Source organism: Micromonospora sp. CPCC 205561, assembly GCF_036906775.1.
Taxonomy (GTDB): domain Bacteria; phylum Actinomycetota; class Actinomycetes; order Mycobacteriales; family Micromonosporaceae; genus Micromonospora.
In genome coordinates, this window is record NZ_JBAKHV010000040.1 from 20,530 (window position 1) to 32,664 (window position 12,135).

Sequence of the window (12,135 nt, forward strand, 5' to 3'; positions counted from 1 at the left end):
TCGGTCGTGCCGTCCACCCTCTCGGTCCTCACCCGGAACCGGAACTTCCGCAATCTCTTCCTCGCCGAGCTCGTGGTCTTCGGTGCCGACTGGTTCGTGATGGTGCCACTGCTGGTGCTGCTGCCGACCCTGACGGGCAGCGGCGTGTGGGGCGCCCTGGTGCTCGCGGTCGACACCGGCATCGTGGCGTTGCTGCTGCCCTACACGGGCACGATCGCGGACCGGTTCGACCGACGCAAGATCATGATCACCTCGAACGTCGCGGCCCTGCTCGGCGTACTGCTGCTGCTCGGGGTCCGCAGCGCCGGGACCGCCTGGCTGGCGATGGTCGGGATCGGCGTGGTGGCGGTCGCCAAGGCGTTCTACTCGCCGGCGGCGCAGGCCGCCCTGCCCAACGTGCTCGACCCCGACGAGTTGGCCGCCGGCAACGCCGTCGCGGGTTCCGCCTGGGGCACCATGACCGTCGTCGGCGCCTCCCTCGGCGGCGTGCTCAGCGCCGCCGTCGGCCCGTACGCCTGCTTCTGGGTGGCGGCCGTCGGCCTGGTCGTCGCCGCCGGCCTGGCCGTGCTGATCCGCCGACCGTTGCAGGCGCCCCGCGACGCGGAGCTGCCCGCGCAGCGGACCTGGCCGGCGATCCGCGAGGCGCTGGGCTACATCGGACACCGGCCGAGGGTGCTGGCGCTGGTCACCGTGAAGTCGGCGGTCGGCCTGGGCAACGGCGTGCTGACGGTGTTCCCGCTGCTCGCCGCGGTGTACGGCGTGGGCCCCGTCGGCACCGGGCTGCTCTTCGCGGTGCGCGGGGCGGGGGCGCTGGTCGGCCCGATCCTGATGCGCCGGGTGCTGACCAACCGGGCCTGGCTGCTGCCCGGGTTGGCGCTCTCCATGTCCCTCTACGGACTGGCCTACATCGGCACCTCCGTCGCCGACTGGTTCCCGCTGGTGCTGGTCCTGGTCTTCGTCGCCCACTTCGCGGGCGGCAGCAACTGGGTGTTGTCCAACTTCGCCCTCCAGGGCGAGGTCCCGGACCGGCTGCGGGGCCGCGTCTTCGCCACCGACATGATGCTGGCGACCCTCGCGGTCTCGGTCAGCCAGCTCGTGGTGGCCGGCGTGGTGGACGCGGTCGACGAGCGGGTGGTGCTGGCCAGCTGCGGCCTGGTCACGGTGCTCTACGCGGTCGGCTGGCGGATCGCCACCCGCCGGCTCTCCCTCACGGAGCCCGCCCCGACCGCCCCCCGCTGACCCGGCCGCCGGTCAGGGCCGCTCCGGCCCGGTCTCCGCCGGCGCGTCCGGCCGGGACCGGCCGTCCCACGGCGCCGGCTGGGTCGACGGCGTCGGCTGGGCCGACGGCATCGGTGCGCCGCCGCCGAACGACCCGCCGCCGGACGGGCCGGCGTCCGCGCCGCCCGCCCGCCGCCCGCCCAGCAGCGCCGCGATCAGCAGGCCCGTCCCGAGCGGGTACGCCAGGGCCAGCACGCCGCTGTAGGCCAGGTTCACCAGATGGAAGTTCGACCGCCCCCAGTCGGAGCCGTACACGCGGTGCAACAGCAGGGTCCAGGCAGCGCTGAGCACCGCGCTGGCCAGCAGCACACCGAGCCCGGAGAGCGCCAGCAGCCGGGGCCCGCGGGGCAGCCGCCGCCCGGCCGTGGCGGTCAGTACGAGGCCGACGAGCAGCACCACCACCGTGGGCATCTCGAAGGCGACCGCCGTCGCCACGTACCCGAGTTCGCGCATTCCGTCTCCAGCCGCCGTCGGTCGGGTCAGGCTAACGGAACGGGTGGGGCCGCACCGTCCGGCCGAACGGGCGGGCGCTGACCCGCGTCGTCGGTCGGGAGCCCTAGCATGAGCCCGTGCCGACGACATTCAACTCCGGCCCGGTCCGGGTTCGGGTTCCCGCCACCAGCGCCAACCTGGGGCCGGGCTTCGACGCACTGGGGCTCGCCCTGGCGCTGCACGACGACGTGGCCGCCGAGGTGACGGCGGCCGGGGTCACCGTGACGGTGGCGGGGCAGGGCGCCGGCGAGCTGCCGGCCGACGAGCGGCACCTGGTCGTCCGCGCGATGCGGGCCGCCTTCGACGTGCTCGGCGGGCAGCCGCCGGGGCTGGCCGTGGAGTGCGTCAACCGCATCCCGCAGGCCCGTGGCCTGGGCTCCTCGTCCGCCGCGATCGTCGCGGGGGTGCTGCTGGCCCGCGCGTTGGTGACCGACGGCGAGACCCGGCTCGACGACGCCGCCGCGCTGCGCCTCGCCGCCGACATCGAGGGCCACCCGGACAACGTCGCGCCGTGTCTGCTCGGCGGCTTCACCCTGGCCTGGACGGAGCCCTCCGGCGCCCGGGCGGTGTCGCTGCGGGTCGCCGACGGCGTACGGCCGACGGTCTTCGTGCCGGCCGAGCGCGGCCTCACGGCGACCGCGCGGGCGGCGCTGCCCGCCGCCGTGCCGCACGGCGACGCGGCGCTGAACGCCGGTCGGGCGGCGCTGCTGGTGCACGCCCTGACCGCGGAGCCGGGTCTGCTGCTGCCGGCCACCGTCGACCGGCTGCACCAGGACTACCGCGCCGACGGCATGCCGGGCAGTGCGGCACTGGTGAAGGCGCTGCGTGCGGCCGGTGTGGCGGCTGTGATCAGTGGGGCGGGGCCGACGGTGCTGGCCCTGACCGGCCCGCCGGAGGACTTCGTTCCGGGAACAGGCTGGCAGGTCTGGCGGTTGGACCCAGACGGGCGCGGTGCGCGGGTTGGTCGGGGTAGACTGGGACACGCAGAGCGGGACCCTGTTGCCGCAGGTCGGAAGAGTTGATTACGCTCTAGACTTAGCACAGCCGCGAAGCATGCGATCTCCCTGCGGGTCGGCGCACCCCCGAAGCTCTCGGCGGTCAGCCCGTCACCCCTGCCTAGGCCCACGCCGCACCGCAGTCTCCACAGGTCGCCGCAGACGGCGAGACCTGCTCACCGACGTTGGTGAGTCGGGAAACCGACCGGCTGCTGTGTCACAGACTCCCGCGACGCGTCCTTGCGAGGCGGGTGCACCGAGGCCGCCCGGCCACCTTGTTTTTCGACTCCGGGCAGTCCCGGCCTATCGAGGGAAGGAATCCATTGAGCGACACCACCGACGTGACGTCGGATGTTTCCAACGTCGCTGGCGATGCCACCACCGCCGCCCCTGCCCGTCGTCGGCGCAGCGGCACCGGCCTGTCGGCGATGCTGCTGCCGGAGCTGCAGAGCCTGGCCGCGTCGCTCGGCATCTCGGGCACGGCTCGTATGCGTAAGGGCGAGCTGATCAGCGCGATCTCCGAGCGGCAGGGCGGCGCCGCCGGGACCCCTCGACCGCGGGCCGAGGTCGCGACCGCTGCCGCTCCCGCCCGGGAGGAGGTCCAGACGGAGGTTCGCGAGGCCACCGACCGGCCGGCGGCCGAGCGGCGGACCGCGCAGCAGCCCTCGGCGGAGCCGGCGGCTGCCGGCGAGACCGAGGGCCGCGGCCGGACCCGGCGCAGCCGGGCCGCCACCGCCGAGGCGCGGGCCACCGAGTCCCGTCCCGCGGAGGCCCCCGCCGCCGAGGCCCGTCCCGCCGAGACGCGCACGGACGAGGTTGAGGCCGGCGAGCGTGCCGACCGGGCCGAGGGCCGTGGCCGTGAGCGCGGCGATCGTGCCGAGCGTGGCGGTGAGCGGTCCGAGCGCGGTGACCGGGCCGAGCGCGGCGGTGACCGGGCCGAGCGCGGTGACCGTGGCGCTGACCGTGGTGACCGTAACGAGCGGGGCGATCGTGCGGAGCGCGGTGAGCGTGCCGACCGCGGTGACCGTGCCGAGCGTGGTGACCGTGTCGAGCGCGGTGACCGTGCCGAGCGCGGTGACCGTGCCGAGCGTGGTGACCGTGCCGAGCGCGGTGACCGTAACGAGCGGGGCGATCGTGCCGAGCGGGGCGACCGCAACGAGCGCGCCGAGCGGGGCGACCGCAACGAGCGCGGCGACCGTAACGAGCGGGGTCAGCGCGTCGAGCGTGACAGCGACGACGACGACGAGAGCGGCGGCCGGCGCGGCCGGCGCAGCCGGTTCCGGGACCGTCGCCGGGGTCGCGGCGAGCGGGCCGAGGAAGGCGGCGGCCGCGACACGGGTGGCCGTGAGCCGCAGGTCGGCGAGGACGACGTGCTCGTCCCGGTGGCCGGCATCATCGACGTGCTGGACAACTACGCCTTCGTCCGCACCACCGGCTACCTCGCCGGCGCGAACGACGTCTACGTCTCGATGTCGCAGATCAAGAAGTACGGTCTGCGGCGCGGCGACGCCATCACCGGTGCGGTGCGCGCCTCGCGCGACGGCGAGCAGCGGCGGGACAAGTACAACCCGCTGGTGCGGCTGGACACCATCAACGGGATGGAGCCGGACGAGGCGAAGCGCCGGCCGGAGTTCTACAAGCTCACGCCGCTCTACCCGCAGGAGCGCCTGCGGCTGGAGACGGAGCCGCACATCCTCACCACCCGGGTGATCGACCTGGTCATGCCGCTCGGCAAGGGCCAGCGTGCGCTGATCGTGTCGCCGCCGAAGGCGGGTAAGACGATGGTGCTGCAGGCCATCGCGAACGCGATCACGCACAACAACCCGGAGTGCCACCTGATGGTGGTGCTGGTGGACGAGCGGCCCGAAGAGGTCACCGACATGCAGCGGTCGGTGAAGGGCGAGGTCATCGCGGCGACGTTCGACCGTCCGCCGCAGGACCACACCACGGTGGCGGAGCTGGCGATCGAGCGGGCGAAGCGCCTGGTCGAGCTGGGGCACGACGTGGTCGTGCTGCTCGACTCGGTGACCCGGCTCGGACGGTCCTACAACCTGGCGGCGCCGGCCAGCGGCCGGATCATGTCGGGTGGTATTGACTCCACCGCGCTCTACCCGCCGAAGCGCTTCCTGGGTGCGGCCCGCAACATCGAGAACGGCGGCTCGCTGACCATCCTCGCCACCGCGCTGGTGGAGACCGGGTCCATGGCGGACACGGTCATCTTCGAGGAGTTCAAGGGCACCGGCAACGCGGAGCTGAAGCTGGATCGGAAGATCGCCGACAAGCGCACCTTCCCGGCCATCGACATCCACCCGTCCGGCACGCGCAAGGAGGAGATCCTGCTCGCGCCGGAGGAGCTGGCCATCATCCACAAGCTCCGCAAGGTCCTGCACTCGCTGGACTCGCAGGCGGCGCTGGACCTGCTGCTCGACAAGCTCAAGCAGACCCGCACCAACATCGAGTTCCTGATGCAGATCGCCAAGTCGACGCCGGGGGAGTGACCCTCCCCGGGTGAGACGAGCGAGAGGGGCACGGCCACGAGGCTGTGCCCCTCTCGCGTCGGGGCCCGGGCTCCCGCCTCCGGTGCCGTCCGATTCGCGGCGAGCCCCCGCCCGGCACCCGGACCGGCCCCGGTCCCGGCCCAGCCCCCGGACCCGCCCCGGACCCGGCTCTGGCCCCGAACGGCCGGCGATGCACCGTTACAGCCCTGGCAGTGACGGTCCGTTACCGATCCCGATCGGCCCTGCTTGGTGACCCTGTGTGAACGATGCCGGCCGGCCCCGGCGCAGTCCATCGCCCGCCTGCCCTCTGGCTTCTGCCTGACCAGCCACTTCGTCGCTGAGGTCGTTCGGGTGCCGCGACCCCTCCGCCCCCCTTTGCTCTGCAGCCGCCGACGCACCAGTTACCAAATGTGTCTGGTGCGGATTTGGCTGCAGAGCAAAGGGGGGCGCAGCGAGGGGGCGCGGCCCGCCCGGCCCGGCCACTCTGCGTGATCGGATGCTGATCCTGCCGCGGCCCCGGCTCCGCCGGCAAGCGCGGCGCGGCGTCGGGCCCGGTCGCCATTAGGCCAGCCAGTGCGGGGCGGTGCCGGGCGCAGCCTGGAGGACGGCGGCCCGAAGGGTGGAGTTTTCCTTCGCTTTGGTCGACGGGTATTGAAACTTCTATTCACCGTCCGGTTGACTGTCGTCCATGCGTACCCGCAGACGATCCGCCCGGCTCGCAGGCGTCCTGCTGCTGACGCCAGTGCTCGCCCTGGCCGGCACCGTGCCCGCGACCGCCGGTGCGCCGGCTCCGGCCACCGACCCCTCCGCCACCGCGGCCGAGGACGCGCCACGCGCCTCCTCGTACGCCGCAGACTCCGTGACGCTCGCCGGTGACCCGGCGTCGAGCACGTCCGCCGCCGGGCCCCGGGCCGGCGTGGAGCCGTCCGGCGGCCTGGAGACCGCCAAGGCCACCCGCCCGGTCGCCCCGGGCCTCGTCCTGACCTCCTTCGACCGGTACGACGCCGACGGGTGGCTGCGCGCCGACGCGCTCACCGCCGACCTCACCGGCGGCGTCACCGTGGACTACGTCAACTCCGGCGCGGTGAGCCGGGCCGAGCCGCTGCGCGGCGCGGTCGACGCCTCCCGCGCGGTCGCGGCGGTGAACGGCGACTTCTTCGACATCAACAACTCCGGTGCCGCCCAGGGCGTCGGCATCCGCGACGGCCAACTGGTCCAGTCCGCGGTCAGCGGGCACCGCAACGCCGTCGCGATCACCACCGAGGGGCTCGGCCGGGTGATCGAGGTGAACTTCGACGGCACCGCCACGCTGCCCACCGGCCCGGTGACGTTGACGCAGTTCAACAACATGATCCAGGCGAACGGTACCGGCGTGTTCACCTCGCTCTGGGGGTCGTACACCCGGGAGCGTGCGGTCGCCGGCGCCGCCCGCGTCACGGAGGTCACGGTGGTGGACGGCCGCGTCGCCGCCGTCGGCGGCACTGCCGGAAGCGGGGCGATCCCGGCCGGCACCACCGTGCTGCTCGGCCGCGACGCCGGCGCGGACGCCCTCGCCGGGCTGCGCCCCGGCGACCCGGTGACGGTCGCCTGGCAGCCCAAGCCGGCCGACGGCAGCAAGCTGCACGCGGCGGTGGGCGGCGGAAACGTGCTGGTCCGCGACGGGGCGGTGCAGAGCATCGCCGACACGTCGCTGGCCCCGCGTACGTCCGTCGGTTTCTCCGCCGACGGCCGGCGCATGATCATGCTCACGGTCGACGGCCGGCAGGTCGACAGCCGCGGCGTCACGCAGACCGAGATGGGCCGCATGATGGTCGAACTCGGCGCGCACCACGCGCTCAACCTCGACGGCGGCGGCTCCTCGACGCTGCTCGCCCGCGAGCCGGGCGCGGCGGCCGTGCAGGTGGAGAACAGCCCGTCCGACGGCAGCGAGCGCGCGGTCCCCAACGGCCTGGCCATCTACGCGCCCAAGGGCAGCGGCCGGCTCACCGGGTACTGGCTGGAGACCGCCAGCGACCCGACCAGCGCCCCCGGCGTCGCGCCGGTGCGCGGCGGCCGCCCCGACCGCGTCTTTCCCGGCCTGACCCGGCAACTCACCGCCGCCGGCCATGATGAGACGTACGGCCCGGCGGCCGGCGCGCCGACGTGGCGGGCCAACCCGGCGGTGCACGGCGTCGTCGACGGCAAGGGCCGCTTCCGGGCCCTCCTGCCCGGAAGCACCACGGTCACCGCCTCGCGGGGCGCGGCCCGTGGCACCCTCGACCTGACCGTGCTCGGGCCGCTGGCCCGGGTCGACTCCACCGTGGACCGGGTCGGCCTGACCGGCGCGCAGGGCAGCGCCCGCTTCGGCGTGGTCGGCTACGACGCCGAGGGCAACACCGCGCCGATCGAGCCCGCCGATCTGAAGCTCGACTACGACAGGGACCTGCTGAGGATCACCCCGACCGCCGACGGCAACCTCTCCGTCACCGCGTTGCGGGACGTCGGCTCCGCACTGGTCACGGTCCACGTCGGCCGGAGCAGCACCGTCCTGCCGGTCACCGTCGGCCTCGCCGACGTGCCGGTGGCCGGCTTCGACGACGCGGCGGCCTGGAAGTTCAGCCAGGCCCGGGCCAGCGGCGCCGTCGCCCCGGCGCCGGGCCGCACCGGCACCGGCCTGAAGATGACGTACGACTTCAGCCAGTCCACCGGCACCCGGGCCGCGTACGCGGACCCGCCGGCCTGGATCGAGGTGGCCGGTCAGCCGCAGGCGTTCGGCATGTGGATCCACGGCAACGGCACGGGGGAGTGGCCCAGCCTGCACCTGCACGACGCGCAGGACACCCAGCACGTGCTGCGCGGCCCCCTGGTCACCTGGACGGGCTGGAAGTACGTCGAGTTCGCCGTGCCCGCCGGGGTGCAGTACCCGGTGCGGATCCGCCGGTTCTACGTGGCCGAGACCAACGCCGCCGCGCAGTACCGCAGCGAGGTGGTCATCGACGACCTGGTGGCCAAGGTGCCGCCGGCGGTCGACGTGCCGGCCGAGAAGCCGCGCACCGACCGGGTGGTGCTGCGCGACGGCACGGTGGACGGTGCGCCCTGGCGCTTCGCGGTGATGTCCGACGCGCAGTTCGTCGCGGCCAACCCGGACAGCGATTTGGTCGCCCAGGCCCGCCGTACGCTCCGCGAGGTCAGGGCCGCGAAGCCGGACTTCCTGGTGATCAACGGCGACTTCGTGGACACCGCCTACCCGGCCGACTTCGCGCTCGCCAGGCGGCTGCTGGACGAGGAGCTCGGCGGGGAGCTGCCGTACTACTACGTGCCCGGCAACCACGAGATCATGGGCGCCCCGATCGCCAACTTCAAGGCCGCCTTCGGCGACACCGAGCGGACCTTCGACCACAAGGGCACCCGGTTCGTCACGCTGAACTCGTCGACCGGCTCGCTGCGCGGCGGCGGCTTCGACCAGGTGCGGATGCTGCGCGAGGCGCTCGACTCGGCGGCCGGCGACCCGGCGGTCAACTCGGTCGTCGTGCTGCACCACCACCCGCCGCGCGACCCCAGCCCGGCCAAGGCCAGCCAGCTCAACGACCGGAAGGAGGCGGCGCTGCTGGAGCAGTGGCTGGCCGACTTCCAGCACCGCACCGGCAAGGGCGCGGCGTTCGTCGGCGGGCACGTCGGCACCTTCCACGCCGACCGCGTCGACGGGGTGCCGTACCTGATCAACGGCAACTCGGGCAAGAACCCCTCCACCCCGGCCGACCAGGGCGGCTTCACCGGGTGGACGGAGTTCGGGGTGGATCCGGTGAGCCCGGCCGAGGCCGACCGGGCCCGGCGCAACCCCCTCGTCGAGGGCCCGCGCTGGGTCGCCGCCGAGTTCCACGCGCACGTCGACAGTCTCGCGTTGACCGCCCCGGCCAGCGTCGCGGTCGGCGCCCCGGCCACGGTCACCGCCGCGGTGACCCAGCCCGGCGGCCGTACGGTGCCGGTGGCGGCGCCGGTGAGCGCGGACTGGTCCGCCTCGCCGAACGTGCACGTCGGCTCGGTCCTCGGGCTGCGGCCCTGGCACGTGGCCCGCTTCGACCCGGCCACCGGCAAGCTCACCGCCCTGCGCCCCGGCGCGCAGGTCAAGCTCGCCGTCGCGGTGAACGGGGCGCGGGCCGAGGCCACCGTCACCCTGACGGCCGCCGCCCAGGCCCCGGCCGCCTAGCCGACACCCTGCTGAGGCCCGCACCGGATCCCGGTGCGGGCCTCAGAAGTCGCCCTCGGCCACCTGGAAGACGGTGAGACCGAGGGCGCGCCACATCCGCACCACCTGCTGCCGGTCGTCGAAGACGCCGGCCACCCGGTAGCGGCCGGCGATCTCGCGCTCGTAGATCTCCCGCTTGACCACGGAGTCCTTCCGGTTGTCCCCGACGGCACGCAGGTGCAGCCCGAGGTGGGGGACGGTTACGTGCCGGGCCAGCCACGCCTCGGTGGCGGCGCGGGCGGTACCGTCCCGGCCCGAGCAGAACACCACCCCGTACCCGGCCGCGTGCATCGCCCGCACCGCCGCGATCACCGCCGGGTTCGGCTCGTCCTCGCCGACCCGGGTCATGTCGTACGGGCTGCGCGAGACGTTCAGCGCCACCGTGCCGTCGATGTCGACCAGGACGATCTCCGGCGGCTCGCTCGACGGGGCGTGCACGGTGGCGGGCCGCCCCGTCCGCGCCCGCGGCACGGGCAGTGGCAGCGTACGACCCTCCAGGTAGCGATCGTGCAGCCGGCGGATCCACGCCTCGCCGACCCGGTCGGCCTCGGGGCGGGCGGCGTCGCGGCGCAGGCACTCCGCCAGCGGGACGTCGGTGAAGTCGTGCACCTCGAATCCGGCGCCGTGCCGTGCGGCCAGCTCGGCCCAGTCCCGCAGCGTGCGCGAGCGCAGGTTGGTGTCGTCGACGCAGACGTCGGCCGCGGTCCGGAGCAGCGCCTCGACCTGGGCCCGCTGGGCGACGGTGACCTGCCACTCCGCCCGCTGGGTGAAGAGCCGCTCGCCGTGCAGCATCCGGCGCAGATCGTCCCGGTTGACCCGGACCACGGAGGGCTGGAGGGTCCGGGCGAACGTCGTCTTGCCCGAGGCGGGCAGCCCCCGGGTGGCGATCAGTCGGGCCATCAGGTCCTCCGTGTCGTACGTCTCGGCGGGCCGGTACGGCCGCCGTCGCCGTGCCCCGGGCGGGGCACCCGGGCGGCGGCCGTGCCGGGTGAATGCCCGGCGGGTCGGCGGGAATGCGGCAGGTGCGGCGGGCGTTGTCGATGCCGGACCAGCCGTGCGGCCCGAATGCCGGGTCGGCGTACGCCCATGGCAGACTGGTCAGTCGGCCACCGGTTCCGGTTCACGCCCGAGCCCGTCGCGCGCGCGACGGACACCGACGGCGACCCGGCGACCACCCACGAGAGGACCGAGGCGAGATGAAGTCCAACATCCACCCGGAGTACGTGACCACCGAGGTCAGCTGCTCCTGCGGCAACACGTTCACCACCCGCAGCACCGCCAAGGGCGGCTCGATCCACGTCGAGACCTGCAGCGCCTGCCACCCGTTCTACACCGGCAAGCAGCGCGTCCTGGACACCGCGGGCCGGGTGGCGAAGTTCCAGCAGAAGTACGCCAAGGTTCAGGCCAAGAAGGCCAAGTAGCTCCTCGTTCGGCGCCCGCTCCCGGTTTCGTACCGGGCGCGGGCGTCGTCCGTATCGCCCCGGTTGCCCGTCCCGCCGTCGAAGGAGCCCTCCCCGCATGAGCAGCGAGCGTCTGGCCGCCCTCCTCGACGAGTACGCCGAGCTGGAGAAGCGGCTGGCGGACCCGGCGATCCACGCCGACCAGGGCACCGCCCGCCGGATCGGTCGCCGGTACGCCGAGCTGGTGCCGCTGCACAAGGCCGCCGGGGAGCTCGAACAGGCCCGCGCCGACCTCACCGCGGCCCGGGAGTTGGCCGCCGAGGACCCGTCCTTCGCCGCCGAGGCGGAGTCGATCGCGGCGGCCCTGCCGGCGCTGGAGCAGCGGCTGTCGGAGCTGCTGATCCCGCGCGACCCGCACGACGCCAAGGACGTGATCGTCGAGATCAAGGCCGGCGAGGGCGGCGAGGAGTCGGCGCTCTTCGCCGGCGACCTGCTGCGGATGTACACCCGGTACGCCGAGCGGCGCGGCTGGCTCACCGAGGTGCTCGACGCCCAGGACTCGGACCTCGGCGGGGTGAAGGACGTCTCGCTGGCGATCAAGACCAAGGGCGTGCCCGAGGGCGGCAACGGCGTCTGGTCGCGGCTCAAGTGGGAGGGCGGCGTGCACCGCGTGCAGCGCGTACCGGTCACCGAGTCGCAGGGGCGCATCCACACCAGCGCCGCCGGCGTCCTGGTGCTGCCGGAGGCCGAGGACGTCGACGTCACCATCGACCCGAACGAGCTGCGCATCGACGTGTTCCGCTCGTCGGGGCCGGGCGGGCAGTCGGTGAACACCACCGACTCGGCGGTCCGGATCACGCACGTACCGACCGGCATCGTGGTCTCCTGCCAGAACGAGAAGTCCCAGTTGCAGAACCGGGAGCAGGCGATGCGGATCCTGCGCGCCCGGCTGCTGGCGGCGGCCCAGGAGCAGGCCGACGCGGCCGCCTCGGACGCCCGCAAGGCGCAGGTGCGTACGGTGGACCGCTCGGAGCGGATCCGCACCTACAACTTCCCGCAGAACCGGATCACCGACCACCGGATCGGCTACACCGCCTACAACCTGGACCTGGCGCTCGCCGGTGACCTGGACGGCGTCCTCGACGCCCTCGTCGAGGCCGACCGTGGCGCCCGCCTCGCCGGCGACACCGAGCTGACCCGGCGCTGACCCACCCGACACCGCCGCGACCCGCCGGTCCCGGCGGAAC

Annotated in this window: 8 protein-coding genes; 6 read left to right on the plus strand and 2 right to left on the minus strand. The window is 74.1% G+C overall.

Features of this window, described 5'->3' with window-relative positions; genetic code table 11:
* The first annotated feature begins 6 nt into the window (after positions 1 to 6).
* Positions 7 to 1,239, plus strand: a complete 1,233-nt coding sequence (locus tag V6V16_RS20150; RefSeq protein WP_334564252.1) for an MFS transporter — start codon at positions 7 to 9, stop codon at positions 1,237 to 1,239.
* A 12-nt stretch (positions 1,240 to 1,251) separates the two neighbouring features.
* Here the strand turns inward: V6V16_RS20150 and V6V16_RS20155 are convergent, their stop codons facing one another.
* A complete protein-coding gene (locus V6V16_RS20155) occupies positions 1,252 to 1,731 on the minus strand; it encodes a hypothetical protein (RefSeq protein WP_334564254.1) in 480 nt (159 codons plus the stop codon).
* 116 nt (positions 1,732 to 1,847) lie between these two features.
* Here V6V16_RS20155 and thrB point away from each other — a divergent pair, with 116 nt between their 5' ends.
* From thrB to V6V16_RS20170, 3 genes are all read left to right on the plus strand, one after another.
* Positions 1,848 to 2,792: a homoserine kinase gene (gene thrB, locus V6V16_RS20160; RefSeq protein WP_334564255.1), complete on the plus strand. Its 945-nt coding sequence runs from the start codon at positions 1,848 to 1,850 to the stop codon at positions 2,790 to 2,792.
* Positions 2,793 to 3,088: 296 nt separating this feature from the next.
* Entirely contained in the window at positions 3,089 to 5,263 is a 2,175-nt protein-coding gene (gene rho / locus V6V16_RS20165; protein ID WP_334564256.1) for a transcription termination factor Rho, read from the plus strand.
* 688 nt (positions 5,264 to 5,951) lie between these two features.
* Positions 5,952 to 9,449: a phosphodiester glycosidase family protein gene (locus tag V6V16_RS20170; protein WP_334564257.1), complete on the plus strand. Its 3,498-nt coding sequence runs from the start codon at positions 5,952 to 5,954 to the stop codon at positions 9,447 to 9,449.
* A 42-nt stretch (positions 9,450 to 9,491) separates the two neighbouring features.
* Here the strand turns inward: V6V16_RS20170 and V6V16_RS20175 are convergent, their stop codons facing one another.
* Complete coding sequence (locus V6V16_RS20175; protein ID WP_334564259.1) at positions 9,492 to 10,388, minus strand: phosphatase domain-containing protein; 897 nt, start codon at positions 10,386 to 10,388, stop codon at positions 9,492 to 9,494.
* Positions 10,389 to 10,684: 296 nt separating this feature from the next.
* Between V6V16_RS20175 and rpmE the strand changes: the two genes are divergently transcribed.
* Both rpmE and prfA read left to right on the plus strand, forming a co-directional pair.
* Positions 10,685 to 10,909: a 50S ribosomal protein L31 gene (gene rpmE / locus V6V16_RS20180; RefSeq protein WP_088998650.1), complete on the plus strand. Its 225-nt coding sequence runs from the start codon at positions 10,685 to 10,687 to the stop codon at positions 10,907 to 10,909.
* A gap of 97 nt (positions 10,910 to 11,006) precedes the next feature.
* Positions 11,007 to 12,095, plus strand: a complete 1,089-nt coding sequence (gene prfA, locus V6V16_RS20185; RefSeq protein ID WP_334564264.1) for a peptide chain release factor 1 — start codon at positions 11,007 to 11,009, stop codon at positions 12,093 to 12,095.
* Positions 12,096 to 12,135 lie beyond the last annotated feature (40 nt).